This window comes from Paraflavitalea speifideaquila (assembly GCF_032395985.1).
In the GTDB taxonomy this organism is placed as follows: domain Bacteria; phylum Bacteroidota; class Bacteroidia; order Chitinophagales; family Chitinophagaceae; genus Paraflavitalea; species Paraflavitalea speifideaquila.
This window is the reverse complement of record NZ_CP135920.1, coordinates 2,653,794-2,678,787: the sequence shown is the minus strand read 5'-3', so window position 1 is coordinate 2,678,787 and position 24,994 is coordinate 2,653,794. Positions and strand designations below refer to the sequence as shown.

At 46.9% G+C, this 24,994-nt stretch carries 30 protein-coding genes and 2 pseudogenes; 14 read left to right on the top strand and 18 right to left on the bottom strand.

The annotated features are described in order from the left end of the window. Nucleotides 1-43 precede the first annotated feature (43 nt). Nucleotides 44-913: a serine hydrolase gene (locus RS881_RS18440; protein ID WP_315822413.1), complete on the top strand. Its 870-nt coding sequence runs from the start codon at nucleotides 44-46 to the stop codon at nucleotides 911-913. Between the two features lie 99 nt (nucleotides 914-1,012). On the opposite strand, the gene RS881_RS18435 is transcribed toward RS881_RS18440, so the two are convergent. The 3 genes from RS881_RS18435 to RS881_RS18425 all read right to left on the bottom strand — a co-directional run bounded on the left by RS881_RS18435 (nucleotide 1,013) and on the right by RS881_RS18425 (nucleotide 2,170). Next, on the bottom strand, nucleotides 1,013-1,276 hold the full coding sequence (locus RS881_RS18435; protein WP_315822412.1) for a CBU_0592 family membrane protein: 264 nt from the start codon (nucleotides 1,274-1,276) through the stop codon (nucleotides 1,013-1,015). A 136-nt stretch (nucleotides 1,277-1,412) separates the two neighbouring features. After that, on the bottom strand, nucleotides 1,413-1,763 hold the full coding sequence (locus RS881_RS18430; RefSeq protein WP_315822411.1) for a hypothetical protein: 351 nt from the start codon (nucleotides 1,761-1,763) through the stop codon (nucleotides 1,413-1,415). A gap of 29 nt (nucleotides 1,764-1,792) precedes the next feature. Beyond that, nucleotides 1,793-2,170: a winged helix-turn-helix transcriptional regulator gene (locus tag RS881_RS18425; protein WP_315822410.1), complete on the bottom strand. Its 378-nt coding sequence runs from the start codon at nucleotides 2,168-2,170 to the stop codon at nucleotides 1,793-1,795. Nucleotides 2,171-2,265: 95 nt separating this feature from the next. Between RS881_RS18425 and RS881_RS18420 the strand changes: the two genes are divergently transcribed. After that, nucleotides 2,266-3,006, top strand: coding sequence for an SDR family NAD(P)-dependent oxidoreductase (locus tag RS881_RS18420; RefSeq protein WP_315822409.1), 741 nt, complete (start codon nucleotides 2,266-2,268; stop codon nucleotides 3,004-3,006). A gap of 336 nt (nucleotides 3,007-3,342) precedes the next feature. On the opposite strand, the gene RS881_RS18415 is transcribed toward RS881_RS18420, so the two are convergent. The 8 genes and pseudogenes from RS881_RS18415 to RS881_RS18380 all read right to left on the bottom strand — a co-directional run bounded on the left by RS881_RS18415 (nucleotide 3,343) and on the right by RS881_RS18380 (nucleotide 9,234). Continuing rightward, nucleotides 3,343-3,621 carry a hypothetical protein gene (locus RS881_RS18415; protein WP_315822408.1) on the bottom strand — a complete coding sequence of 93 codons (279 nt, stop codon included), beginning with the start codon at nucleotides 3,619-3,621 and terminating at the stop codon, nucleotides 3,343-3,345. Beyond that, on the bottom strand, nucleotides 3,602-4,033 hold the full coding sequence (locus RS881_RS18410; RefSeq protein WP_315822407.1) for a hypothetical protein: 432 nt from the start codon (nucleotides 4,031-4,033) through the stop codon (nucleotides 3,602-3,604). Before RS881_RS18410 ends, RS881_RS18415 begins: the two co-directional genes overlap by 20 nt. A 210-nt stretch (nucleotides 4,034-4,243) precedes the next feature. Further along, nucleotides 4,244-5,715 (bottom strand): annotated as a pseudogene (locus RS881_RS18405) (glycosyl hydrolase). 352 nt (nucleotides 5,716-6,067) lie between these two features. Further along, complete coding sequence (locus tag RS881_RS18400) at nucleotides 6,068-6,277, bottom strand: hypothetical protein (protein ID WP_315822406.1); 210 nt, start codon at nucleotides 6,275-6,277, stop codon at nucleotides 6,068-6,070. Then, entirely contained in the window at nucleotides 6,274-7,587 is a 1,314-nt protein-coding gene (locus tag RS881_RS18395; RefSeq protein ID WP_315822405.1) for a TonB-dependent siderophore receptor, read from the bottom strand. Before RS881_RS18395 ends, RS881_RS18400 begins: the two co-directional genes overlap by 4 nt. 110 nt (nucleotides 7,588-7,697) lie before the next feature. Further along, nucleotides 7,698-7,979 (bottom strand): TonB-dependent receptor plug domain-containing protein, encoded by a 282-nt coding sequence (locus RS881_RS18390; protein ID WP_315822404.1) that lies wholly within the window; start codon nucleotides 7,977-7,979, stop codon nucleotides 7,698-7,700. Beyond that, a complete protein-coding gene (locus RS881_RS18385; RefSeq protein ID WP_315822403.1) occupies nucleotides 7,961-8,239 on the bottom strand; it encodes a peptidase associated/transthyretin-like domain-containing protein in 279 nt (92 codons plus the stop codon). The genes RS881_RS18390 and RS881_RS18385 overlap by 19 nt, the downstream gene beginning before the upstream one ends. A gap of 731 nt (nucleotides 8,240-8,970) precedes the next feature. Then, nucleotides 8,971-9,234 carry a LytR/AlgR family response regulator transcription factor gene (locus RS881_RS18380; protein ID WP_315822402.1) on the bottom strand — a complete coding sequence of 88 codons (264 nt, stop codon included), beginning with the start codon at nucleotides 9,232-9,234 and terminating at the stop codon, nucleotides 8,971-8,973. Nucleotides 9,235-9,749: 515 nt separating this feature from the next. Here RS881_RS18380 and RS881_RS18375 point away from each other — a divergent pair. The 12 genes and pseudogenes from RS881_RS18375 to RS881_RS18315 all read left to right on the top strand — a co-directional run bounded on the left by RS881_RS18375 (nucleotide 9,750) and on the right by RS881_RS18315 (nucleotide 18,377). Next, nucleotides 9,750-10,772 (top strand): catalase family protein, encoded by a 1,023-nt coding sequence (locus RS881_RS18375; RefSeq protein ID WP_315822401.1) that lies wholly within the window; start codon nucleotides 9,750-9,752, stop codon nucleotides 10,770-10,772. Nucleotides 10,773-10,795: 23 nt separating this feature from the next. Then, nucleotides 10,796-11,510 (top strand): annotated as a pseudogene (locus RS881_RS59610) (LodA/GoxA family CTQ-dependent oxidase). Next, complete coding sequence (locus RS881_RS18360) at nucleotides 11,468-11,851, top strand: hypothetical protein (RefSeq protein WP_315822398.1); 384 nt, start codon at nucleotides 11,468-11,470, stop codon at nucleotides 11,849-11,851. The pseudogene RS881_RS59610 and the gene RS881_RS18360 overlap by 43 nt, the downstream one beginning before the upstream one ends. 127 nt (nucleotides 11,852-11,978) lie before the next feature. Further along, the gene (locus RS881_RS18355; RefSeq protein ID WP_315822397.1) at nucleotides 11,979-12,701 is read left to right on the top strand and encodes a LodA/GoxA family CTQ-dependent oxidase; all 723 of its coding nucleotides are present in this window, start codon (nucleotides 11,979-11,981) and stop codon (nucleotides 12,699-12,701) included. A 28-nt stretch (nucleotides 12,702-12,729) separates the two neighbouring features. Then, complete coding sequence (locus RS881_RS18350) at nucleotides 12,730-13,368, top strand: NAD(P)/FAD-dependent oxidoreductase (RefSeq protein WP_315822396.1); 639 nt, start codon at nucleotides 12,730-12,732, stop codon at nucleotides 13,366-13,368. Further along, nucleotides 13,365-13,796 (top strand): hypothetical protein, encoded by a 432-nt coding sequence (locus RS881_RS18345; RefSeq protein ID WP_315822395.1) that lies wholly within the window; start codon nucleotides 13,365-13,367, stop codon nucleotides 13,794-13,796. Before RS881_RS18350 ends, RS881_RS18345 begins: the two co-directional genes overlap by 4 nt. Before the next feature lie 129 nt (nucleotides 13,797-13,925). Then, the gene (gene rhuM, locus RS881_RS18340) at nucleotides 13,926-14,546 is read left to right on the top strand and encodes a RhuM family protein (protein WP_315822394.1); all 621 of its coding nucleotides are present in this window, start codon (nucleotides 13,926-13,928) and stop codon (nucleotides 14,544-14,546) included. Between the two features lie 152 nt (nucleotides 14,547-14,698). Beyond that, nucleotides 14,699-15,124, top strand: a complete 426-nt coding sequence (locus tag RS881_RS18335; RefSeq protein WP_315822393.1) for an SMI1/KNR4 family protein — start codon at nucleotides 14,699-14,701, stop codon at nucleotides 15,122-15,124. A gap of 30 nt (nucleotides 15,125-15,154) precedes the next feature. Beyond that, on the top strand, nucleotides 15,155-15,703 hold the full coding sequence (locus tag RS881_RS18330) for a plasmid pRiA4b ORF-3 family protein (RefSeq protein ID WP_315822392.1): 549 nt from the start codon (nucleotides 15,155-15,157) through the stop codon (nucleotides 15,701-15,703). Nucleotides 15,704-16,651: 948 nt separating this feature from the next. After that, nucleotides 16,652-17,389, top strand: a complete 738-nt coding sequence (locus tag RS881_RS18325) for a tetratricopeptide repeat protein (protein ID WP_315822391.1) — start codon at nucleotides 16,652-16,654, stop codon at nucleotides 17,387-17,389. A 109-nt stretch (nucleotides 17,390-17,498) separates the two neighbouring features. Beyond that, nucleotides 17,499-17,717, top strand: a complete 219-nt coding sequence (locus RS881_RS18320) for a hypothetical protein (protein ID WP_315822390.1) — start codon at nucleotides 17,499-17,501, stop codon at nucleotides 17,715-17,717. A 135-nt stretch (nucleotides 17,718-17,852) separates the two neighbouring features. Beyond that, entirely contained in the window at nucleotides 17,853-18,377 is a 525-nt protein-coding gene (locus tag RS881_RS18315; RefSeq protein WP_315822389.1) for a PH domain-containing protein, read from the top strand. 89 nt (nucleotides 18,378-18,466) lie between these two features. Here RS881_RS18315 and RS881_RS18310 read toward each other — a convergent pair whose 3' ends face one another. From RS881_RS18310 to RS881_RS18280, 7 genes are all read right to left on the bottom strand, one after another. Next, nucleotides 18,467-19,663 (bottom strand): RagB/SusD family nutrient uptake outer membrane protein, encoded by a 1,197-nt coding sequence (locus tag RS881_RS18310; RefSeq protein WP_315822388.1) that lies wholly within the window; start codon nucleotides 19,661-19,663, stop codon nucleotides 18,467-18,469. Between the two features lie 62 nt (nucleotides 19,664-19,725). Continuing rightward, complete coding sequence (locus tag RS881_RS18305) at nucleotides 19,726-19,956, bottom strand: hypothetical protein (RefSeq protein ID WP_315822387.1); 231 nt, start codon at nucleotides 19,954-19,956, stop codon at nucleotides 19,726-19,728. 41 nt (nucleotides 19,957-19,997) lie between these two features. Further along, nucleotides 19,998-21,614: a SusC/RagA family TonB-linked outer membrane protein gene (locus RS881_RS18300; protein ID WP_315822386.1), complete on the bottom strand. Its 1,617-nt coding sequence runs from the start codon at nucleotides 21,612-21,614 to the stop codon at nucleotides 19,998-20,000. 49 nt (nucleotides 21,615-21,663) lie between these two features. Then, the gene (locus tag RS881_RS18295) at nucleotides 21,664-22,953 is read right to left on the bottom strand and encodes a TonB-dependent receptor plug domain-containing protein (protein WP_315822385.1); all 1,290 of its coding nucleotides are present in this window, start codon (nucleotides 22,951-22,953) and stop codon (nucleotides 21,664-21,666) included. 367 nt (nucleotides 22,954-23,320) lie between these two features. Further along, on the bottom strand, nucleotides 23,321-23,458 hold the full coding sequence (locus RS881_RS18290; RefSeq protein WP_315822384.1) for a hypothetical protein: 138 nt from the start codon (nucleotides 23,456-23,458) through the stop codon (nucleotides 23,321-23,323). 8 nt (nucleotides 23,459-23,466) lie between these two features. Continuing rightward, nucleotides 23,467-24,546 carry a hypothetical protein gene (locus tag RS881_RS18285; protein WP_315822383.1) on the bottom strand — a complete coding sequence of 360 codons (1,080 nt, stop codon included), beginning with the start codon at nucleotides 24,544-24,546 and terminating at the stop codon, nucleotides 23,467-23,469. Beyond that, nucleotides 24,543-24,989: a QcrA and Rieske domain-containing protein gene (locus tag RS881_RS18280; protein ID WP_315822382.1), complete on the bottom strand. Its 447-nt coding sequence runs from the start codon at nucleotides 24,987-24,989 to the stop codon at nucleotides 24,543-24,545. Before RS881_RS18280 ends, RS881_RS18285 begins: the two co-directional genes overlap by 4 nt. Between the last annotated feature and the right edge of the window lie 5 nt (nucleotides 24,990-24,994).

Sequence of the window (24,994 nt, the reverse complement as noted above, 5' to 3'; positions counted from 1 at the left end):
ACCTCAATCGTATGCGTAAAACGGTCAACCCTGTTTTATTACTGTGGGTACCCCTGCTGGTGGTATCCTGCCAATCAGCTATGACTCCTCAAATAGTACAAAAGCCATTACCGAAAAGCTGAGGAAGCTGGAAGGCACCTATGCGGTAGCGTTTAAAGACCTGACTACCCAAACAACCCTATTCATCAACGCAGACACGAGCTTTCATGCGGCCAGTACCATGAAAACACCGGTACTGATAGAGGTATACAAACAGGCGGCGGCAGGCCGCTTATCCCTCCAGGACTCCATCCTGGTCAAAAATGAGTTCCATAGCATTGTTGACAGCAGCACTTATAGCCTTAACCCGGATGATGATAGTGAAAAAAAGCTGTATACCCTCATCGGCACCAAAAGAACCTTGTACGACCTGGTTTATGACATGATCATCATGAGCAGTAACCTGGCCACCAATATCGTGATCGAACTGGTGGAGGCCAAAAAAGTAACCCAAACCATGCGCGACCTGGGCGCCAATAGCATCCAGGTAAGGCGGGGCGTGGAGGACAGCAAAGCTTACCAACAGGGATTGAATAATACCACCACAGCCCTTGACCAGTTGGTGATCTTTGAAAAAATAGCCACCGGCCAGGCGGTAGACTCCGCTTCTTCCCAGGCCATGATCAAGATCCTGCTCGACCAGCAATTCAATGAGGTGATACCCGCCAGGCTACCCAAAGAGGTGAAAGTAGCCCACAAAACCGGCAATATTACCGGTGTGCAGCACGATGCCGGTATTGTATTCCTGCCCGATGGCAGGAAATATGTACTGGTCATTTTATCAAAAGGCATTAAAAACGAAAAGGCTGCCATAACAGCCATGGCTGGTGTAAGTGAGCTGATCTATCAATACGTAACATCGCAAGTTCGCTAATGCTTAAACCCTGGATTCATAAGCGAAAGGCAAAACAAGTATTTTTATTGGCTATCGCTCTTGTATTAGGTCAATGTTTTATACATCACGCAAACGTTGCTAATTAGCCGCTTGTTTATTTACTGCTCCTTTCTTCATTCTATGCTTAATAATCGTCACCACGGGTATGAAGACCCAAATAATGTTCACAGCCATGGAGGGATAGGCCTGGTGGTAAGCAGTATTGATGATGAGCAAAGCACTGCCTGCAATATTCAAGACATAATAGGTCATCGAATCGGCAGCCAGCTTTTTATTCATATTCAAAGCATAGGCTACCAGCACAAACAGGGAGCCTATCCAGCCAAGGATCTCTATCAGCATAATTAGCTTTTAAACGAGGTTTGACATCATCACTTCGTCCAGGAACCGGTTTTCTGATCTCAGCCAGGTATATTTTCTCAATATCCCTTCACGCACAAAGCCTGCTTTTTCATACAAACGGATGGCCCGCTCATTTTCAGTAGATGCACTCAGCTCTATGCGTAAAATACCTTTTGCCGGCACAGTTCAATGATCTCCCGAAGCATGATCTTTCCATGGCCCACCCCGCTTTATCGGGATGTATGGCCAATCCACCCAGGTAGGCGATATGAGCGGCACGATAGGTCTGTGGCAGTAATTTAAACATGCCGGTAGGCACGCCCTCACTTTCATAAATATACATCACCTGCTTTTCCAGCAGCTCATTAAAAATAGGTTCAAACGCGGCTTCATCCATCACTTCATACAACAGGTAGGGATTGGTAGCCGGATGCATATACAATTCAAATACAAAGGGAAAATCTTCCCGGCGCATCGTTCTGGTCATAGTTACGGAGATTTATTAACAAACGGCCATTAAGCGGCCGACAACTTTTCTTCTTTCATTTTCTTTTTCAGGCGGGCAATGCCCCAGTCTGACAAGCTTTCCAGCAGCGCTTGCATGGAATACCCATCGGGCGTTAATTCATACTCCACACGCGGGGGTACTTCGGCATATACGATGCGTTTTACCAGGCCATCACTCTCCAACTCCCGCAGCTGCAATACCAGCATGCGCTCCGATACCCCGGCCAATCCCTTACGCAATTCATTGTAGCGCATCCTGCCTTCCAACAGGCGGCATAAGATGCTGGGTTTCCAGCGGCCACCGATCACAGAAAGGGTATGCGCCATACCACAATGAGCATCAATAATGACTTTATTACGCGTATTGGTTGAACTACTCTTTCTCATACTTACATTTTTGTTAGTACTTAACAATTGTGATAGTACTTACAAATATACAACTACTCCTGTAGCTTTGTAAAACAATAAAACAAATAAGTATCATGAAACCTCTTGAAAACAAAGTGGCCCTGGTAACCGGCGGCAGCCGGGGTATTGGAGCAGGCATTGTAAAACGGCTGGCAGCCGAAGGTGCAATCGTAGCATTTACCTATGCCCAATCGGCGGCAGCAGCTAATAGCCTGGTAAAAGAAATAACAACAGCAGGCGGCAAAGCGCTGGCCATACAGGCCGACAATCAATCACCCGAAGCCCTGCCCCGGGCGGTAGAAGAAACTGTTAAAACTTTCGACCGCATCGATATACTGGTGAACAATGCGGGTTTGTATGTAGCGAATACCATCGAAGGATACAGTCTGCAAAATTATGAAGATACCATGAATGTAAATGTACGTGCTGTATTCCAGGCCTCCCAGGCAGCAGCCAGGTATATGCAGGCAGGCAGTCGCATCATTACGATAGGCAGCAATATGGCCGACCGGGTAACCAACTCCCACGGAGCCTTGTATGCCATGAGCAAATCGGCCCTCATTGGCCTCAATAAAGGGATGGCCCGCGACTTAGGTCCCAAAGGTATTACAGTAAACCTGGTACAACCCGGCCCGGTAGATACGGATATGAACCCGGCCAATTCGGACTTTGCCGACCAGCTGCGCAGCCGTATGATCATTCAACAATATGGCACGCCCGCACAGATTGCCGGCCTGGTAGCCTACCTGGCAAGTGAGGAAAGCGCTTTTATGACCGGTACAGCCATCACCATTGATGGAGGATACAATGCCTAACCGGTAAGTATATCGTTCGAGAGGTGACACCTCTTGCTAATAAAGGTGAGTCACCCTGTCGCACTGCTTTGCCGGGCTCTAGGGTGGCCCACCTTTTGTCTACCTTGCAGATGAAAGGTGTCACCTCTACAAGAAGGTGAGCCGCGCTGCCAGACTGGCAAATGCCGTGCTGCAGAGCGACCCACCTTTGAACCTGTAAGATGAATCCTCCTTCCAAGGTGGGAGTGCTCCACCTTTAATTACTTTATTTTGATACCACTTAGCTCATATTGACAACTGCCCCTGGCTGGTTGCTATAATTACACTGGCCAGTAAGGGTAAAGGTTTGCCCTTTGTTCACCCGTTGCGTAAATGGCAGAGCAGGCGTATCATGATCCGCTGGGTGGTTCTACCATTCACTTTAAAGAGAAAAGGACATAAGCCTTTATTGCGTACGGAAAACTCCACCTGCATATCGGCATCACTGCCATTGCGAAAGGTCCACAGGGTTTTCTCATCTGTGAGGCATAGATTGGCCGATGTACTGGGTGTAAGTGCATGTACTACGGAATCTCCTGCCGGCACCAGGGGCAACTTATCCCATTCTTTTGATCCTTTACCTCTTGCCCTGCACAAAAGCGGAAATTATACCGGCAGTTATTGCTATTGGGTTTCCCTTCTGCACACTGCACAACAAAACGGATGGCCCCATTATCCTGGGGCGCATTGAAAGCATGCATGTATTGGGTATTGGGAGGTATGGGCCCGGCAGTTTCTTCTCCCAATCGTACATACTGGTTTCCCCCACATTCCTGCTTTTAAGTACCTTGATCATCAGGGCACAGTCGCCCGCATTGTAAAAATTATACACGAAATACTTGTGGTTGCCCGCATTTTGATACATAGCCGTGGTGTCGCTGGTATTACAGGTACGCGCTGGTGTAGTTAAGCGCGGCAATGTTTCGCCATTGGTTTCCACCCTTTCCAGCTTCATATAGGTTTTGCAGGAAAACAGGCCAACGGTCAGAAAAATAAATAGCCATCTCATAAAAGCTAATTTTTATGGTGAACAATTTAAAACCAGCTACTAATGAGTATTGCCTATTGGGTACTGTTACCTGGAGAGGAATCCTGTAGTATTAACAGGGGACGGAAGTAAGTAATAAAAAGGGAGAAGGTACCCTTAAGGTAGAAAAACTTACAGAAAACACCAATTAAACCTTATACAGTAGGCCATGTACAATATGGCGGTTGCCTACTAAGATGTTGGCTTTTTCCTGGGAGGTACTTTTCCGGAATACCTGACCTTTATCCCTTTTTTATGGGCCTGCCTGGTCAGTGTACCATAAAAGCTATCTGTTACCAGGGCAGTAATTGTTTGCCGCACATCGAATAAAAAACGTTCGGAAGTTGCAGCATCCTGTACGGGCGTGCCCGTCATGGCCAGCAGGTAGGGCATGAGATCGTACCCACGCCGTTTTTAAATTCCTCCGGTAATACCGTGCTCCAATTCTGACTGCTGTATGTCCCGCCATCTACCTGAAACAAACTAATCACTTCTTTGGTCAGCGCAGCACCAGCCCGCTTCACTACTTCACCATACCATTTATCAAACTGCCACCTGACTGCTTCGGGATTCAATTGATCACAGGGCAGGCCAACCCCACTGGCACTCCTTAAACGACCTATAGCCGTATGCCCTATGCGAACAATAACCCAATTGCCGGCAGGCGAATGCCAATTGAGCTTGCCATCGGCATCCGTTTTATCCGTCAGGTCAACAATGGCATTGAGCGGCACACATACCGAATCGGGCAGCTGCTGTACCGTTGATTTTTTACTCACCCGCCCAATAGCAGCATGCTTGCTTTCATATTGGTTGATGACGGGTTCATCAGACAAATAAATACCGGACACTTGTAAAGCCCGCTTCCATTGGGCTGCGTCTACCTTTTCCGTGCCTGGTTCCGGGCCCGTTTTATCAAATACAAAGCGGTAGTACAAAGCGCTTACAGCCGAAATGGCATGTGTTATCACTTCAATAGTATCCTGCCCCTCATGCCGGGGAGGTTCCAGCCGGGTAATAGTAGTAAAATCATACCCATCATTGCTTACCTGTACCAACAATCGATGCCCCTGGTCATTATTGCCACCAGTACGAATGGTAATGGAGCGACAAGTAAAAGGTTGCGGGTATTTGTATTGTATCCAACAAGCCGAATCACTTTTAAAACTACCCTTGCCCCCACCGTCAAATGCCAGGAACTGTACTTTAGCACCGGGTAGGCTGCTGGTAACTTTCGGTATCAATACCGTATCACTAAAAACCTGGGTACTATTGGCCGGATAGGCCAATACCGCAATATCCTTGTAATAATCCTCCTTGGTTTCAGGCTGTGGCAGGGAAATACCAAGCATTTCCCCTCCTTTTACATATTCCTTACTCCATACCAGTTTTTGCATCGCCCCTTGCGGAGTGATCCAGGGGCCACCTGCCAGGCCAAAATCATTATTGATAGGTAAAGCCAGTTTAAGCCCCCGTCTTTTCGATTCCTGCATGGCAACATGTACCATGTCCCACCATTCCGGACTAAGCTCCCGCACCGGCGGATTATGAAGGGAAGAAGAAGTAGTATCCTGGATGCTCATGAGGTAGGCGCCGCCGATGCGCGCTGCTTTCATCGCGTCCAGATCGGCTGTGATGCCCGCCTTGGAAATTGCGCCATGCATCCAGTACCAGATCATCCAGGGGCGGGTGCTGCTCCGATGATGACGGAACAGGGCTTCTGTAAGCGGTCCCATGGTATCCGCCGTGGGAGTATAATGAGTCAACTTTTCCTGTACCAGGGAGGCCGGATGGCCAGTCAGGGACGGGATATTACTTGTTTGATCATTTTGTAACCACCAACCAGTAAGGGATAGGGACAGCAAGCCCGCAATCATGAATAAATTCTTGTGCATCATCAGGTAACCTTATCGCGTGCGAAGTTAGGGCAACCGATGGTTTCTGGTAAAAAAAAACAGTCCGGGCATCCACCCGGGCCGTTATGGCCATTCACATTAAGTGTACTTTAGACGACGCTTATAGCTTGAACGAAACACTCGAGATAAAATGAGCTGGTTTTTGGGGTGTGCCGTTGTTATTCCAAAAACGTTCATTCGACAGGTTATTGCCCTTCAGCGATACCCTGAATGTAGGCGCATCGTAGAAAACGGTTCCACTCAGCAAAGTATATTCCGGCACTTTGAAGGAGTTCGCCGCATCAAACCAGGCTGCACCTACATAGTTCACTCCCCACCTATACCCAAACCTTTTACTTTTCCAGTCGGCACGGTATAGCTTATCCAGATATTGCCGATATGGTTAGGACTGAAAGTCACATTTTTGTCTTTCAAGGCAGTGGTAGCCTTGGTATATTCATTTTCATTGTACCCATATCCGGCAACAATGCTCATTCCCTTCAGTGGACTTGCAATCACCTCGGCTTCTATACCCCTGCTGCGCTGGGTACCATCCTGGAAAGTAAAATTCTGGCCATTCACCTGTTCTGTTCTTGTAGAATTGGTCACATCGATATTATAAATGCTGATGCTACCATTCAGTTTGGTATTGAAGAGATCAAACTTAACACCCCCTTCCCATTGATTGCCATATTGCGGTTTCAGCACCAGGATGGTGTTGTCCGGTTGTGTAATGGGCGCCAGGTTCACAAATCCATTCATGTAATTGCCAAACACCGAAAGCCTGTTCCGTATCAATTGATACACCAGTCCGAATTTGGGTGATACAGATGTTTGCTCGTAGGCGCCAACATATACACCCGTGGCAGGGGTCAGCGTTCCTTTGGTAGAGAACCGGTCAATCCGCACACTCAGCATTGCCATTAATTCGGTGGTAATATTCACTACATCCGAAACATAGATGCTGGCATTCTTTGAAACAGTATTGGTAGCAGCAAATCCACGTTGCGCCGAAGCGGCTTCCAGGGCAGGTACACTGACATTCCTGATGGGCCGGCGGATATTGATGGTATCAAAATTGACCGTTGCCCGGTAAAGTTCATTGTAGTTGTAATTATAATCAATACCAGCTACCAGGCGATTACGCACGCCGCCGATCTTAAAATCACCAATAAAGTTCTGCTGCACTTCTATATTTCCAAATGTTTCCGGTGTTTGGTTTCTTATTACCCGGGCATAGGTGGAGTCAGTGATCATATTCAATGACGTCCAATACAGGTTCTTGTAAAATCCAACGGAATACAAGTAGTTGGTTTGTGATTTCCATTGGTCGGATATCTTGTATTCCATCTGTGCCTGGATATTGTTGATCCCATTATTAACAGCAATGCTATTGTTGATATACGACTTGTTGTAGTCCAGTGGCAGGTCTTTGAAGTTGCGGGCGCTGATATTGGCAAGATTGCCCAGGGCGAAAGATACTACGGTGTAATTACCCCGTGTTGCTTCCATGTCCAGCATGAACTTCAACCGGTCGTTGACCTGGTAAGAAAAAGTAGGGGCGATCGTATAATTCTTTACAAATCCCTGATCCTGGAAACTACCTTCCGATTGAGCGGCTGCATTTACACGCACCAGCATGGTCTTTTCCTTATTGATGGGGGTATTGATATCGGCTGTTACCCGGCCAAATTCATAGCTGCCTGCTGCGAAACTGATCTCTCCACCGAATTTCTCATAGGGACGTTTGGTTACGTAATTGTAAACGCCCCGAATGTCACATTACGGTTGCTGCCAAACAAGGTACCGGATGGCCCTTTGATGGACTCCACCCTTTCGAGGATAATGGGATTCAGGGGAACGATGGCGCTGGTGGCCATACCATTCCGCATGCCGATGGTGGTTGAAAATCCACGCATGCTTAAACCCATGGAGCCGCCCGCTGAAAAATTGGGTACCGCCCCTGGGATATTGCGGTACAGGTCGGTGCGTTCAATCACCACCTGGTCCTGCATCAGGGCACGTCCCACCACATTGTACACCTGGGGTTTTCCAGGTTGCGCAAGGGCATACGGGCCACATATTCGCTGGACTTGAAAACAAATTTGCTTTTGGAGTTGGTAACTGTTACTTCCTGCAACTGGTTGTTGGAAATGGTGATCTGGAGATTAACAGTAACCGTCTTTCCCTCTTCCACCACCACTTTTTGGTGAAGGGTTTCATAGCCAATAAGGGTTACTTCAATTCCTGTTCGCCGGCCGGCACTTTTGATAAGGTAAAAATCCTTCTTCATCGCTGATCACACTACGGTCGGTACCCATTACCAACACAGTCACAAAAGCTGCTGTCAGACGATCGTTCGTCGTTACCCTTCCTTTAATCGTGCCGGAAGGGACTTCCTTCCCCATTGCCAATGATACAAATGAAAAACTTACTAATACCAAATACAGGATCTTCTTCATAACAGTTCGTAAAATTTGGCGCGAAATTGAGGGATCTCAGCTGTTATTGAAGTAGAGATCAGGAAAACCTGGTTACTAATTTGGAAAACAAAATCGCAGATTACACAGATTAGAATGGATTTCGCTGATGAATCGCTGATTACCTTAAATTGGGAGGAATGTGCGGATGGAGGCACGAGCACGCAACTCGCCTTGCCTGGATTGCATGATTGCGTTATTGAGGGAAACAGGTTGACAAGTTGGAAGGTTGAGCGGTTGTAAAGTTAGTAATATGTTTATCATGCTACGTGTTGAAGGGGTGGCATGGGGTATTGGGCCAGTTTATGCCGCCAACGTTCTTTTTCTTTGTCCATGGGCTTGCTGCGGAGTGGCTCCTTGAGCCACCATGGTCATGGCTATACCGGTAAAATCGCGGTACATCCAAAACTGACGCCACTTTACTACGAAAGCGGCACCCTTCAGGTACCCTTTGCCTACCCCAGAACCGCCCCTGGACCCGTTGATCAGGCAGATTGGAGTGGATTGCGTGCCCCCGATTTCATACAGCTGCCTTCCATTATTTTCAACGCACCAATTTCTCCACCTCCCCCGCATACGCAGGCCCTACGGGCAGCAGTATACTCCCCACCCATACATTACTCTTATCAATTTTGGTAACGCGACTTTTAGCTACAAGGTAGGAACGGTGAATGCGGATAAAATCGTCAACAGGCAACAGGGCCTCCACTTCGGCCATGGTGAGCCGGGAAAGGATCTTTTGTGCAGTCAATGCAAACTGCATATAGTTACCACTGCTTTCTACATACAAAATATCATTCAGCTCCACCCGTATTTGATCATATCCACTTTTGATGAAGATGGTCCGGGAGGAAGGTGCAGACAGTGTGCTGCTTTTCCGAAGTTCGTATTGTTGGCTGGCCTTATTACATGCTTTCAGAAAGCGGGCCTGGGAAAAGGGTTACGAAGATCAACTCATGCCTTCTCCACCACAACTTCCCTGGTGTGACTGCTATAGCCGGGGATAATTCCTTAGTGTGCAATGCCATGGGTGATAATTTCCAACAAGATAAATCCTTAAACAAAAGAGCCGCGGGCAAATGTGATGAAACCGCCCAAAAATGGGGCAGAGAGAAAAACCTGGGATCAAATTAATGGCAACAGGTGCATTTACCTGGAAAAAGCTGCTGGCCTTCCCGGTAATGTATTACCCCAATGGTCAACCGGACGTATAAATACCGTAGTTTCTCTGCCAGGATCAGGTGAAAACACGGATTTTTGGAGGTCTTTTGCCGGTACATTTAGTACGCCTTCCTATATCGTTAACTAAAAATCCATCCGCTTATGAAGCTTCAACAGAAAGCAAGTTCCTCCACACCCAATTGCGGCGCAGATCCTGCCCTGGCGCTCAAGCAAATGTTTATCGACATGACAATGGGTACCCGCATCAATGCCGGTCAATGCCCTGTACGGCGCGCTGTATTCCTGAAATTGCATGGAGTAGCCAAAGCCGATTTCATTGTAACACCCGGCCTGCCGCAGGAATACCGGGTGGGCATCTTTGCCAAAGAACGGTATGATGCCTGGATTCGTTTTTCGAGTGATACGGTTCCCGGCGCTCCCGATCTCAAAACCACCGTAGGCGCAGGGATCAAATTATTCGACGTACCCGGCAAGAAATTACTGCCCGGTGATGAGGATGCCACTACTGCCGATTTCCTGCTGCAGAACATGGACATCTTTTTTGTGGATACGGCAATGGACATGTGCGAGTTTACGTATGCAGGAGCCGTATTGCACGACTATGGTAAATACCTGGCCGATCATCCCCGTACTGCCGAGATATTAAAAGAGATGGAAAAAGTAGTGCCCAGTTGTTTGACCACGCCTTACTGGAGCGGCCTGCCCTATTCCTTTGGCGATAAAAATGTAAAGTATAAACTGGAACCCATTCCCCCACCCTTTGGCGCTCCTCCCAATCAAAACAACAGCGACTACCTGGAAGCCGACTTGCAGGCCCGGTTGAATATGGGCGAAGCACAGTTCAGGTTCATGGTGCAATTCCAAACCGATCCCGCAACAATGCCGCTGGACAAAGCCACGGTACCATGGTCGGAAGAAGATTCACCGCCCATACAACTGGCTACGCTGGTGATACGCCAACAGGATATCAGCGTACAGGGACAAGCTGCTTATGGCGAAAACCTGTCTTTCAATCCCTGGCGTACTTTGCAGGAGCATGAACCACAGGGCAGCATCAGCGATGTACGCAAAACGGTGTACCAGGCTGGCGCCGCCCTGCGCCGTTTCAAGAATGGGGTACCGGCAGTAGAACCACAGCATCCCCGTGAACTGAATCAACCATAATCCATCCTACCAAAAACACTATTATGAAGCGCAATGATATCAAGAAAGTCGCCATTTATCCGGCTATAGGCATTGCCCGCATTGGCAATTCGCCCGAATATTTTTTAGCCTCCGATATTCCCGATCAGGCGCCTTCGCCCGATGGTGGTTATAAAGCCGGCAACAACCTGTTCAAAAGCAAGTACCCCGGTTTCGTGTATATGCTTTGGACGATGAAGGCAATCCACTTGGTGAAATCTATACGGGCATCGAAGGGCTGGAGGTGAAAATAGAATGGACCGTACATATCGCCAACCGAAAAGCTGCCTGGTACCAGTTCAACAATGCGTTGGACCTGGGCGCCAACAGCATCAGCAGTACCCACCGCAATGGAGGTGTAACGGGTACCGACCGTAGCAACCTGGTGATTGACCCTGGGCCCCGCACCATCACCGGCGTCAGCAAAGAAGGAGCCGAATACCAATTTAATACAGGCACTTTTTTGATACGCCTGTATCGTTGGGCGAAATACGTACGGACAGCAAGGGCCGCCTGCTGGTATTTGGCAGTGACGGCAAAAGCGTTTCCCGCTTTGGCATTCCCGCCATCACTTTTGCCAACAATGATGGCTGGCATGATGACGTATCTGACGGAACGGTAAGAGCTACCGTTACCATCAATGGCGACAAAATGGAGGCCAGTCCAGCCATGGTAGTTTGTACACCCCCAATTTCGGGCCAGGCCTTTTCTCACTGGTAACCATGTACGATGTGGTGTATGACCTGTATGTACGGGAAGGCTGGCTGCCCGCTCCTGCTAAGATCAGTTTCTGGGAACATATTTACCCTATGTTCCACCGCATGAGCAGCGCGCAATGGGTCAATGAAGGCTTTTTCATGCTGTTTGGCACCAACTCACCCAGCGATTTCAACAATCCCGACCTGATCAAAGTATTGAGCGATCCTGCAGCGCAGCACCAGGCCCAGCGCACGCATGTATTCAAATGGTTTCGCAATACGGCATCCGATACTTATCAACCCGATCTGATCCCCCTTATTATGGCGACCTCTTTGGTGATTATGAGAAGCAGCCGCATGTAGACTTGTCGGTAACAGCTACGCAGTATGCCCTGTTGAACCGCTGGGCCGAAGGTGATTTTATAACGGGTACTCCCCGGTTGCGGTACCCTTTGAGGAATTGACTCCCGCGCAACAGACAGCCGCCTTATTGAAAGCCCCCTTGGAAGAATGCCTGGGTGGCCCTTTCCATCCGGGTATTGAGATCACCTGGCCCTTCAGGCATTTAAGTATGTGGATGGAACCTTTCCGCCTGAAACTATTACCCGCCAATAAACCGGTATCGGACGATTATGGTCCGTTGCTTACCCCTGCTATTGCCTTGGGCCCTGGCGGTCCGGTGGATGGCAGTGGTCCCGGTTCTATTACGCGCTGGCTGGGTGTACCCTGGCAAACGGATGAAGCCAGCTGCCTCTCGGGTTATGATACCACCCTCTACTTGCCCATTCCTTCTTTCTGGGCAGCGCGGGTACCCAATCATATATTGAGTATGGACAGTTATAACCGGGCTACCCATGAAGGACTGAATACGGGCCAGCGGTTGAAACATTTTGCTTACCGGGTTGACTGGCTGCGCGATTTCAGCGCCTCTTATGTGGGCCGTATCAATAATATGATTGCTAAATGGCATGAGTTGGGTGTCATCAGTCAACATACCAGCACAGCAGGTGAATTTTTACCTACAGAGTGGTGGGTAGAAACACACCGCGATGGACCAGGTGGTGATGACCCCACGTATATCCAGGTATTGCGGGCCGAGCAGGACCTGCTGCAGCCGGTGCTTAAGGGCAAGAAAGCACTGTTCATGACCGAAGAAGCACCAAGGGCAGTAGCACCGCGGGAAAGCAGGCCATTGAAAAGACACGAACTATAAAAAGCCAATCAACTTACCCGTAGTAATAGTGGGTGGCGGCCCGGCAGGGGCCGCCACTGCTATTGCTTTACGGCGGCAGCAAATACCCTGCGTAGTATTGGAAGCAGGCACCAGCAATGTTCGCAAACCTGGTGAAACGATACCTCCTAATGCACGCGTTACTTTACAGGAGTTGGGCATCACTCATTTATTGGCCGATGCACAACACCAGCCTTGCACCGGCAATACGGTGGTATGGGGTAATGACCAGCCACATGACAGATACTTTTTTACAGAACCCATGGGTGATGGCTGGCATATTAACCGGGCTTATTTTGAGCATCAGCTGAGTGAAGTGGCCAAAAGTATGGGCGCTTATTGGCTGAAGGGTAATCATTTCAAAAGCTGGGAGCAACAGGAAGATCAATTGTTGATCCATTGCAGCACTACCCAAGGCCATCCCATTACGATCAAAGCAGCTTTTGCTATTGATGCCAGTGGCAGATCAGCCATTCTGGCCAGGAAGGCAGGCGCTACGCGGCAAAGCCTCGACCGACTCACGGGTTATTATGCCATTGTTCCTGCCCCCTGGCTTCCCTGGGCAGTACTACTTTTATTGAAGCTACCGCCGATGGATGGTGGTATGCAGCCGCCCTGCACGACAACAGTACGGTTATCAATTTCATGACCGATGCGGATATACACCCTATCGACCACCAGCCATTACCAGATTGGTTGTTCCAACAATTCCGTCAAACTGTTCACCTGCAACAGCGCTTATCCATAGCAACAGCAACGGACCTGCACCAGGTGATGGCCAAACCAGCTTCCACTTCTTTCCTCACTTCACCAGCCGGACCGCATTGGCTGGCGGTAGGTGATGCGGCCTGTACCTATGATCCACTCACTTCTTATGGTATTACCGCTGCCCTGGGGAGCGGTCTTTATGCAGCGCTTGCCGTTGCCGATTTCCTCAACGGCAATGAACTGGCCACAGATGCTTACTGCTATATACAACAGACCACCTTCAACAAATGCCTGGCCATGTTGCAGCAACAGTACAGTCATGAAAAGCGCTGGGTGGGGAGTGAGTTTTGGCAAAGGAGAAGAAAGTAATTTGGTTAATACTCTTCGTCAGGAAATCGTTAATATTGGTATTTGTTACCGAACATTGTTTTAGGCAAATAATTGAGTACATGTTTATTAGCAACGTTCTAAATTTAACGGCAAATCGATGATCAAGATATGAGCAATACGCCCGAAAAGAATATGAATTTCCTGCTGTACCATTCTGAAACAGCAAAGATTACCATACAAGTGATTGCCGGAAATGAGACCGTATGGCTTACGCAAAAGTCTATGGGTGAACTTTTCGGAGTAAATGTACCGGCCATAAGCAAGCACTTGTCAAATATATTTGAAGAGCAGGAATTACAGGAAGATTCAGTTGTTTCCATTTTGGAAACAACTGCCACAGAAATTATTTATAACGAAGCAGATGCACAAAAACTCTTCATGGGCTTAACCTCCTGGAAAAATGCTCCTGAAGGAAAAATATTAAAATCAGATGTATGTATAGCTAAAAACTACCTATCAGAACAACATATCAAGGAGTTGGAGCAAATAGTTTCTGCTTATCTCGACCTGGCAGAAAATCGCACTCAACGGCAAATTCTAATGAAAATGGATGATTGGACCACATTCCTCAATGGCTTTCTTGAATTATCAAACTATCCCATTTTACATGACCAAGGGAAAATCACACAAGAACAGGCGAAGGTCAAAGCTGAACAGGAATTCAATAAATACAGGGTTATTCAAGATCAAAACTTTGAGAGTGACTTCGATAAAGAAATAAAAAAATAATGCCCACAAACAAGCCTTGAGCCACTCCGCTTTGCCTCCTATTTATTCTGACTACCTGGACAAATTTACATAACCAGCAAAAATTTTCTATTTACTGCCAATCCCTAACCTAAAGGTTGATATCCCCTCATCCATCAACTCTACATCCGCTCATGAATCCTTTTGCCAGTATAGAAGACAAACTTGGTTATCCATTGCCCGGGTCTTGCAAAGCCTTCTTTTTAGCAACTGACAATCACCAATACATCGATAAGATATGCCCCCGCATTTTACAGGATGGAGATACCGCCGATGGCCGTATAGAAGGCATGGTGACCATCGACAGCTTTTGGAAGTACAACGATTACTGCAATGAACATTTTGAGGACATGCAGGCTCATTTTGAGAGCCCTACCAGTTATGTGGAATCGGCTCACCTCTACACCATAATTTTAGGTGTCAATATGTGTATCTGCATGGCACTAAATGGCTTACACAAAGGCAAGGTATATAGTGTAGACAATGGCGATTTTGGTATTATCTACCAGGCCGACAGCCTGGATCAGTTTCTCCAGCAATTATTCCGACCTACTGTATAATGCCAAATCCTCCTTATCTTACCACCCGCTATGAAAGAAATACTGCAACTGAAAGTATCTTTAGTCCATTCAAAACCATTGATTTGGCGCCAGGTGCTGGTGCGCCAGGATATTACTTTTTCCGACCTGCACCAGGTATTGCAAATAGCCATGGGCTGGGACAATACGCATTTGTTTGAATTTGACCTGCAAGGCTACCGGATAGGGATCGTAGATGAAAGAGAAAAAAACATGGGATATGGCAGCGACCAGGTACTGGATTCTAAAACAGTAAAGATCAACGATATTGTTACGGCCTCCCGTGAGGTGTTTAAATACCTGTATGATTTTGGTGATGGCTGGGCCCATCATATCAAAGTTGAAAAATCCATGGCCCCCGATAAAGACATCATCTATCCTCTATGCCTGGATGGCGAAATGAACTGCCCGCCCGAAGACTGTGGCGGTATTCACTTCTTTTACCATTGCCTGGAAGTGCTGAAAGATAAAAAGCATCCTGAATACAAATTCATTGCCCAGCAGTTTGATAAAAATACAATCCCGACCTTTTCGATAAGAAAAAGATCAACCTGGAACTAAATAAGTGGAGCAAGGAATAAATGTATCGCATCCGGGTGTTCACAGAAGCAGACCGGCCTTACCTACAACAAATACTCCTACAGGTAAGGCAGCGCAGTTTTACCTGGCTTGATACCAGCAGGTACCATCTGGAATCTTTTGACGAGGAAACTGAAGGTGAACATAAAAGAATACCTCCGCCATGACCTTTTATAAAAACCATGGGTTTATAGAGAAAGAAAAAGGCGAATCGAGTGATGGTCCTTATATCTTACTTGAATATAAATAGGCTCACCCACCGCATTACGGGAATCCGTACACTTTTGTCAGTGCGAACTGGGTAATTTTACGCAAACATTAAAAAATTGACTTTAGTCATATCAAAAGCGTTTATTGTTTGCAATTATATGTCGAATTTAACCGTTATCCAGGACTATATCTGACTCTGACCGATACAAGTAATGTAGTACGCTACCCTTCATCATTATTTGCATTCTGGCAGTATTTGTCTCGACTAAGGGGAATTATTCCACCCAAATTTCACATTCATTGATGTGCACAAGGTCGCATAGCAAATAGTATTGCAATATGACAGGAGAGAATTGTCTTTGGCTTAACCAACATTTATCTATTGCCCACAAACAATAGGATACCTAACATTCTTAATACTATCATCATGAGATATGTTCCCCGATTAATCCCCGACAGCTCCAAAGTGCTCCCCATTATTTTAAAGGAAATATCTATAAGCCGTCAGATAAAAATCAAGTAAAAAATATTGCCTTGTGGATAAGCGGGATATTCCTTCTACTTGGTTCGCTTGCGTGGGTAGAATACCCGTTATTATGCCTGCTAATGGGACTTATGGGTATAGTTATGCTTCCTCCAGGCCAAAGCATGATAGAAAAGCGTATGCGCTTTAGACTAACCACAAAATTAAAAATTATAACAGTCGGCAGCCTTGTTATTGTGGCTACGCCATTGATGAATAAGTATACAGACCTTGAAAAACAAGCCGCTGTTCAACAAAAAATCGCCGCGAGCATCCTCGATGCAGAAAAAGCCAAAGCAGATGTACAAGCACAACAGCGAAAAGACAGCTTCGACTATTATATTAGAAAAAGCAATAGCCTAAAAGACCGACGTAAAACGCATGAAGCGGTCAAACAATTAGACTATGCAGCCACTTTTGCCAACGGACAATTTGAGACCGATCAAATTGAAAAAGAGAAAAATGAGATTAAAACAACTGAAACCATTAACCTGGTTAAAGCAGGCAAATATAAGGATGCCTTACCAGTCATTTCGACGCTTTTACTCACTGACCCTGCTAATTCAAATCTGCGCTACCACCAGGCTATGTGCTACAGTAAAACAGGTGATGTACAGGAAGCTGTTAACACTTTAAAGCCACTTATCCAGTCAGGGAATCCGGAAGCGGAAAAACTTCATAATAAAATTAATCCTATCCGCAAAAGAGTAGCATATTATGTTACCCGCTGTTGGGACGGATCAACATCCGGAGCTAACGGCAGTGGAGCCTGCTCACACCATGGCGGTGTAAAAACTGGAATGAACCTGTTTACGAAGAATACAGAAAATATGAATAACCAAATGAAAAACAACCTTTTCCAATCTACTCCATTGGTAAAAACCAGCTTCATGCAGCATTTGCTCAAGCAGTTCCCCAGGAAAATGCAGTTATAGAGGTAAATAACCTTTTGGCAGAAAAGCCTGTAAAAGATATTACCAAACAAAATATAGGAGATATTGAAAAAGATACCAGCTTAACCTGAACAGGGAATTCAGATTGAACATGGAAGAGTTCTATACTGTTTATCTTAATTATTGCCTTACCGACAAAGTGTTAAATACGCAAGAAATTGAAGAGCTGAACCATTTAAAACAGGTATTGGGCTTAGATAACAAAACGATTAACAAGCTACATACCAAACTTGGCGAAGTCATATATAGAAAATCATTCCAGGAAACAATTGCCGACGGAAGGTTGACAAAAGGTGAACAGGATTTTTAAACCAGCTTGAAGCAACCCTGCAGCTCCCAAAAGAATTGGTCGAAAAATATCTACCGAAATGAGATCAAGTTATATTGAAAACTATGTGACTACAATTGTTGCAGATCAGCGTTTTCACCAGCAGAAGAGCAGGAATTGGTTGCCATTTCCAACAGCCTCAATGTAAACATCCAACTAAGTGACAAAACAAAGGATCAGCTTAGAAAGTTAAAGTTGTACTGGGCGCTGGAAAACCTGGACCTACCCATCATCCAACACAATTTGACACTTTCAAAATCAGAAGCCTGTCATTTAATGATACCCAACGTACGTTGGCATGAGCTTCGCAGTGTTAGGCAAAGAACTGGCCATAGTTATTCAACAAGCATCAAGATAGCTAAGGGCTTTTACCTGCGCTCAGGAAATAGCAATTCAAGAAGCTACAGTGTAGATACGATGACCTTAATTGACACAGGCAGTTTATACCTGACCAATAAAAGAATCATTTTTGCCGGAGCAAAGAAGACATCCAGTATTCAATTGGGGAGGATTATTAACCTATCGCCCTATGCAAATGGCGTTGAAATAGACAAGGAAACAGGCAAAAGCCCTACTCTCGAAATTAAACAGCATGCAGATATATTTTGCATCATGCTGGAAAGATTATTGAATGAACGGTAGTTATTAAGCATTAACAATACTGATTTAACCTAAAGAAAAGGGCCGCCTGGAAAGGCAGCCCCACATTTAGTAACGAGAAAAAACAAAACTTAATAATTGGGATTTTGTTGGGCATTTTCATTGGCATTGCGAACACTTTCCGGTATGGGCAACGTCCATTCACGGTCATTAGGTTCCAGCTTACAATCACCAGTGGGAGATATCGCAGGTTTACCGCAGGTACTACCCCGTTCGATGTAGCGCGTGGTTCGCTTCAGGTCAAAGAAGCGGTGGCCCTCTCCCATCAGCTCCCTTCTTCTTTCGTTGGCAATGGCTTCCTGCAACAGGTCGCCCGTTAACCCTGTTACCGGTACATAACCATTGATGCGGGCAGCCCGCAATGCGTTAAGGTCATCCAATGCCGGCCCTTCCTGTGCATTCCTGGCGCGGGCCTCGGCCCTGATCAGGTACATTTCACCTGTACGGAAAGCAGGGAAATTGGTCTGCCCATCAGATACTGATCCTTTCCCCCGGTATTTGGTGAGCGACAGTTCGCCGCTGACCGGGGTAAAAAATGCGCTGTAACGGATATCATTATTCCTGATGAGGCCTGTAGTGCCTGCAACGGTAGCTATTTCGAGGGCTGGCCTGAAGTAGCTGCGGCCATTGGTAGCAAAGTACACCAGGAAAGTAGGCCCCTGCTGGCCCGTTTCAAATTGTACATTCCAGATGATCTCACCTCTGCTGGTTTGATTGTACATACCCGAAAAGGCAGCCTGATCAAGGTTTACCAGGGGGCGTTCAGCAATCACTTTCGTAGCAGCAGCAATCGCTTCGGGCCACATGCCGGCATACAAATACACCCTGGCCAGGATAGCCTGTACTACCACCAGATCAATATTGGGGCGGGTAAGACCCGTTACCGGATTGATAGGCACATCAACATTACCCAACAAGGTAACAGCCCTGGAAAGGTCATTGAAGATAGAATCATAATACTGTTTATTCGGTAACCGGGCAGGTTTCACATTGGGTTGCACTACGAATTGAGTACTGTAGTAAAGCGCCAGGTCGGTCGTACTGTTCCGGTCGTACTTAACAGCGAAATAGCGCATCAGGTCAAAATGCGCCAGGGCACGCAAGGCATACGCCTGGCCCTTAAGACGGTTAGACAGCAATTGCTTATCGGGGGTAGTAAATTTATCAATATCCCGCAATACGATATTGGCGTTGGATATTACCCCATAAGGTGCTGCATACAGTGTAGCCAACTGCGGCGTATTGGGCTGGTACAGCCAATCGGCCATGGTCCTTGAGTTGGACAAGGTTTGCAAAGTTTCGTATAAATTATCGCTCAACACGTCGGGCATCAATACCCATCCCGAACCGGTACCACTGCCCGATCAATATAATTGGCATTGCGCAGGGCTGCATAAGCCCCATTCAATACCTCTTCCACTTGTTTTATACTGGAAGGATTGGCCAGGGCGTCCAGGTTAAATTCAGGATACAGATCGATCAGCTCCTTTTTGGAACAACCTTGCAATACCAGGCTCACTAAACAGAAGGGTACAATAAATCGCTTTGCTATTGTAAACATACTATATGCTTTGTAGTTATAAGAGAAACGCTAAGATTGGTTTAGAAACCGATTGACAGGCCAAGGGTGGTTTGGATCAGTGCAGGATATTGAGCACCGGTCAATGAGCTACCCACCATTTCAGGATCAAAGCTCCTGAAGTCCGTTTTTGTCCACCAGTTCTGTCCCTGAACAAATACCCGCGCCGACCTGATCTTGGCCGTATTGAGCCAGGTAGCAGGTAAGTTGTAACCCAGGGTTACGTTGCGCAAACGCCAGAAACTGGCATTCTCCAGGAAACGGGTAGTTTGGGTTTGAAAGGCATTACCATTCGATGAGGTAGGACGAGGTACATCCGTTTTATCTCCCGCTTGTTTCCACTCCCTCAAAACATCTACCACCATATTATCCACGAAGTAGGTAGGATTGGTGACATTGGTCCGGTCGTTATTGTACATATACCTGTTGAGGAAGAAATTAAACTGGGCGCTCAACTCGATGCCTTTAAAAGATAGAGATGTAGAGATGCCTCCAAACCAGGGCGCATCTGAAGTACCCAGAATTACTTTATCATTCGTATTGTAAGTAGGTGTGGTCGACTTGTCCAGCTTGTTGTACAAGGCATTGCCGGTATTGGGGTCTACACCTGCATATTCAACCAGGTACAAACTATTGATGGGCCGTCCTTTGGCCAGGATATTAAGACCTACCACCGTAGAGTCGCGCTTCAACTCCAGCACTTTATTTTTGTTATAGGTAATATTCCCTTCTATTGTCCAGCGGAAATTCCTGGTGAGTATTACATCGCCGCGCAGTGTTAGCTCTACGCCCCTATTCCTCAGCTTACCAAAATTACCATCAATGGTAGCGAAGCCATTCAAAGCAGGGTCGATGGGAATACCATAGAACAGGTTTTGCGTTTGCCGGTCATATAACTCAACAGTTCCTGACAAGCGCTGTTTCAACAAGGTAAAATCAACACCCAGGTTGATCGTACGGTTGGTTTCCCAACGCAGATCAAGGTTACCCGGACTGCTAATACCCCATCCACTTACACCCGCATAGCTACTACGGGCAAATAAAGGCAAGGCATAATTGGCGCTGGCATTGTTGCCATTGGTACCAATGCTCAAACGCACTTTTAATTCATTGATCAGTTCCACATTACGCAGGAATGATTCATTACTCATGACCCAGGTAAGGCCTACCGATCCAAAATTGCCATAGCGATTATTGAATCCAAAGCGGGATGATCCATCACGCCTGCCCACCAGGTTGAGGTAATACTTGCTATCATAACCATAGTTGATCAGCGCAAAATAAGATTGCAGTCCGCTTTGTCCGCCGCCACCTGCCAGTTGTGGAATATAGTTGGGATTGGTTACACTGCCGGCCGTAATACCCGTTTCGTTTTCAAAACCATTGGTAAAGCCAAAGCCAAGGAAACCAAAATTGCGGCTATTATTCTTGACCACTTCAAAAAACAGTCCGCCATCCACTTCATGTTTACCAAACGCTTTTTTATAGTTGAGGGAGGTAGTACCCGTATAACGCAGGTTGCGGGAGAAATTCCTGTTCAGAGCCCCTTGCCGGGCCCTGCCCGCAGATACCCGTGGGCTGGTAAAGACTTCCCCTTCTGTTTGGCCGTAATCAATACCCCAGTTGGTGCGTATATACATTCCTTTTACAAAGGGCACATGGTATTCGAGGTAGGCAACACCAATGCCTTTAATTGAAGGGTAGCATTGTGATTGAGGAATAACTCCATGGCGCCATTGGGCTGGCCCGAAGTAAATTGGCCCGTCCCGGCGCCACCGGTTTCCTGGTAATCGCCCGTACGTGGATCAATATCCCTTTCATAAGGATTGCCCCAACGAATGGCATTGAGGGGAGAATTGGTGGTGTGGTAACCGCTTCGGCAGTATTGTTGAATTTGGCATAGCCACCTTGCAGACTGATACCGAAACGCCAGTTCTTTACATTGTTATCAACGTTTACACGCACTGTGTAACGTTTCAGACCGGTTGTTTTTAATATACCACCCTGGTCCAGGTACGACAATGATCCGAAGAAGCGGCTGGCCTGGCTGCCGCCGCTGGCGCTGACCTGATGCTGTTGGGTAACACCCGTTTCAAAAAGTGCATCGCGCCAGTTGAAGTTTACTTTGCGCAAGCTATCTGCCTGGGCTGGTGTCCAGCCAAAGGGATTACCCCGCTGCAACTCATAATCTATTTTTTGCTGGCTCTTCATCAGTTCCAGCCGGTCTTTGGGCAATTTGCTAAAGCCTGCCTGGCCATCATAATTCAATTGTAGCTGGCTGGCCTTTCCGCGACGGGTATTGATCACAATAACGCCATTGGCCCCACGCGATCCATAGGCAGCAGTAGCTACCGCATCTTTTAGTACTTCTATCCTGTCGAAATCGGCCTGGTTAACAGCAGAAAAATCTGCCGCCGAGATCTCAATACCATCCATAATGTATAATGGAGCATTGTTACCATTAATAGAACCATTGCCGCGTATGCGCACCATACCATTGGCACCCGGCTGACCACTATTGGCGTTCACGGATACACCAGCAGCCTGCCCTTGCAGCGCCTGGTCAAAAGAGGCCATGGGCTGCCTGCGTACTTCGGCCGATGATACCACCGCCGAAGCGCCTGCAAACTTTTTACGCTGTATCGTTGTATACCCGGTTACCACCACTTCTTCAATCAACGTACCTTCTACTTCCAGGGCAATGAGGAGCGTATTACCTTTTACAGGTGCAATGGTTTTGCGATAGCCCACCGAAGTGATCACCAGATTTTTAGTGGCGGCAGGCACTTCAATCACAAAGGCGCCTTCTGCATCGGCTCTGGCAGCTACTTCATTCTTTTCTGTACTGATGGTAGCGCCGGGCAATGGAGCACCCGTTTTGGCATCTGTAATTTTACCGCTGATCTTTTGGGTTTGGGCAAAGGTGAGATGAAAGCAGAGTAAGGACAATACAATGGTTAACCCATAGCATTTTCGCATGAGACAGTAGTTTTGATTGTTAATAAATAGCAGCCATTCACAGATAAGGTTTCCATCACAATAACAGGCCACTATCCGCCCATAAGCAAAGCGGATGCATGTAGCTCATAACAGGACAGCTGATAACACGTGTAACCAGGGTCTTTCAACAAGATCCGGGAACTAAATTCGCAGTAAACTTGATTTGAATGTTGGTTAATATCTGTGCAACAGGTTGTATCCTACCAACGGATCGCAATAGGGCATCATATACCATTAATGGGAGATAACTGGTTATGAACAGCATGGATCGCCCTGTATCATTGATCCCGCGCGGGATACAAGCGATCGATGTATAGCAGGTTGGCTGATTTTAGCAGGTTGCCGGTCAGAAGTAAGTAGACAGCCCAATCTGGAAACCAGCCACCCTGGTAGCGGGGTTACCCAGCAGGTCCCTGCGCCACTCACGCCGGTAATTGGCCCTGAATACGGTTTGAGCAGTAGGTCGGAAACTGATGGCGGGCACCAGGGCTATTACATGATCATAAATATTACCCCCGTTTGTTTGAATTTGCCCACATTATAGTCGGCATACTCAGCACGCAGTGCAATATTGATCACCGCATGGTCCCAATCAAAGATCCGTTTCCTGATCACCGGTTGAACGATATCAATAAAACCGCCTTGTTGTTTGCGGCCAAACTGTTCAGTATAATTATCCGGTAATTGTACAAAGGTCCAGGCCCATTCGCCATTGAGGAAAGTTTTAAGCCCTGGCAACGTGCTATTGAAATCAACCGCTGCCACATCTACCCGGCGCTTTTTATCCAGCACAATGCCATCTTCTTTGAATTTATTGTACACGCCGCCCATATAAGAGAGGCCCAGTTCACCCAGTTTCCGGTGTTTAATAGCAAACTTACCGGTAAACAAAGGACTGCCATTGAAGCTCTCTTCAAAACGGTCTTTGTTTTCCTTACTGGCGGGTAAGAAGGTCCTGTTTTGTGTATTGGCAATGATCTTGTCATCAAAGCCATTGGTGAGGTACAGTTCATAAGCATATACCCAATCGTTGCTGAATTTTTTACCGTAGAGGCCAAACCCTACATTACTCCAGGTAGCGGGTAATAACTGTGTAGCCGAAATGGGCCGGTCTACAAACTCCCATTTGGGGCCGTCATGGTTTTGGTTAAAAGCGCCAATGGGATTCATAACGATACCTCCGCGCAGGTTAAGCAGGGGCGCCAGTTCAAGATCAACCGATGCAAACTCAATATTGATCTCCTTGGTGCCGTCTTCAAACTCTATTTCTGTAAGGAACCTGATGCGCCGGGATATGGAGGAGGACAGGAAAAGGGTAAGCCTTCTCATCTGAAACTGGTGCCCTTCACTTACGCCATTTTCACCCAGGTATTGATAATTGGCTTCGGCATAACCGCCAATGGCTACGGGTAATTTGCCCAATTGCAAAAAGGGCCGGTTATATACCGCATCCATATTCATTTGAAAGGAATCGGTTTTTACCGGTATCCGCCGCAACAATTCAGGATCGATCTGCGCTTGTAGCGTAAAAGTGATCAGGCATCCGAGAACAATAAGTAAAGCTGGTTTCATGATTTGCGCAGGTCTATAAATAATTGATGATTGTTTATCGTAACAGGAAAGGTGCGCAGGTCGCGCTCGGCAGGGCCATTGGTCACCCGTCCTTTGTTATCGTATTCACTGCCATGAGCAGGGCAATGCAGGTGCGTACCTGCCGCCTGCAGCTCTGCCCCCTGGTGGGCGCATTGCATCCAGATAGCGGTATATTCCGTATCACTGAAACGATAAATGCAAATGGGAAACTTTAGTTCTTCATTCCGCACCACGATATAAGGGCGATAAGTTGCCTGGCCCTGTTGATTGGTTTTAAAATCGTCCTTGTCGATGGTCATACCATCCTTATCCAACCGCCCGTTCACAAAATGCGTGGTTTTACAAGCGGTCAGTCCCACTGCCAGGCCCGTCATGGATAAACAGGCGGTACAGCTGCTCACAATAAATTCCCTTCGTTTCATGCTGG

Bases quoted from the DNA above. Each gene is read 5' to 3' on its own strand.
- RS881_RS18435 (WP_315822412.1), bottom strand. From the start codon at position 1,276: ATGCTGATAGAGATCCTTGGCTGGATAGGCTCCCTGTTTGTGCTGGTA.
- RS881_RS18430 (WP_315822411.1), bottom strand. From the start codon at position 1,763: ATGACCAGAACGATGCGCCGGGAAGATTTTCCCTTTGTATTTGAATTG.
- RS881_RS18425 (WP_315822410.1), bottom strand. From the start codon at position 2,170: ATGAGAAAGAGTAGTTCAACCAATACGCGTAATAAAGTCATTATTGAT.
- RS881_RS18420 (WP_315822409.1), top strand. From the start codon at position 2,266: ATGAAACCTCTTGAAAACAAAGTGGCCCTGGTAACCGGCGGCAGCCGG.
- RS881_RS18410 (WP_315822407.1), bottom strand. From the start codon at position 4,033: ATGAGATGGCTATTTATTTTTCTGACCGTTGGCCTGTTTTCCTGCAAA.
- RS881_RS18395 (WP_315822405.1), bottom strand. From the start codon at position 7,587: ATGCTGGTGCGTGTAAATGCAGCCGCTCAATCGGAAGGTAGTTTCCAG.
- RS881_RS18385 (WP_315822403.1), bottom strand. From the start codon at position 8,239: ATGAAGAAGGATTTTTACCTTATCAAAAGTGCCGGCCGGCGAACAGGA.
- RS881_RS18375 (WP_315822401.1), top strand. From the start codon at position 9,750: ATGAAGCTTCAACAGAAAGCAAGTTCCTCCACACCCAATTGCGGCGCA.
- RS881_RS18345 (WP_315822395.1), top strand. From the start codon at position 13,365: ATGACCGATGCGGATATACACCCTATCGACCACCAGCCATTACCAGAT.
- rhuM (WP_315822394.1), top strand. From the start codon at position 13,926: ATGAGCAATACGCCCGAAAAGAATATGAATTTCCTGCTGTACCATTCT.
- RS881_RS18335 (WP_315822393.1), top strand. From the start codon at position 14,699: ATGAATCCTTTTGCCAGTATAGAAGACAAACTTGGTTATCCATTGCCC.
- RS881_RS18330 (WP_315822392.1), top strand. From the start codon at position 15,155: ATGAAAGAAATACTGCAACTGAAAGTATCTTTAGTCCATTCAAAACCA.
- RS881_RS18320 (WP_315822390.1), top strand. From the start codon at position 17,499: ATGGAAGAGTTCTATACTGTTTATCTTAATTATTGCCTTACCGACAAA.
- RS881_RS18310 (WP_315822388.1), bottom strand. From the start codon at position 19,663: ATGGCCGATTGGCTGTACCAGCCCAATACGCCGCAGTTGGCTACACTG.
- RS881_RS18305 (WP_315822387.1), bottom strand. From the start codon at position 19,956: ATGTTTACAATAGCAAAGCGATTTATTGTACCCTTCTGTTTAGTGAGC.
- RS881_RS18300 (WP_315822386.1), bottom strand. From the start codon at position 21,614: ATGTATATACGCACCAACTGGGGTATTGATTACGGCCAAACAGAAGGG.
- RS881_RS18295 (WP_315822385.1), bottom strand. From the start codon at position 22,953: ATGCGAAAATGCTATGGGTTAACCATTGTATTGTCCTTACTCTGCTTT.
- RS881_RS18285 (WP_315822383.1), bottom strand. From the start codon at position 24,546: ATGAAACCAGCTTTACTTATTGTTCTCGGATGCCTGATCACTTTTACG.
- RS881_RS18280 (WP_315822382.1), bottom strand. From the start codon at position 24,989: ATGAAACGAAGGGAATTTATTGTGAGCAGCTGTACCGCCTGTTTATCC.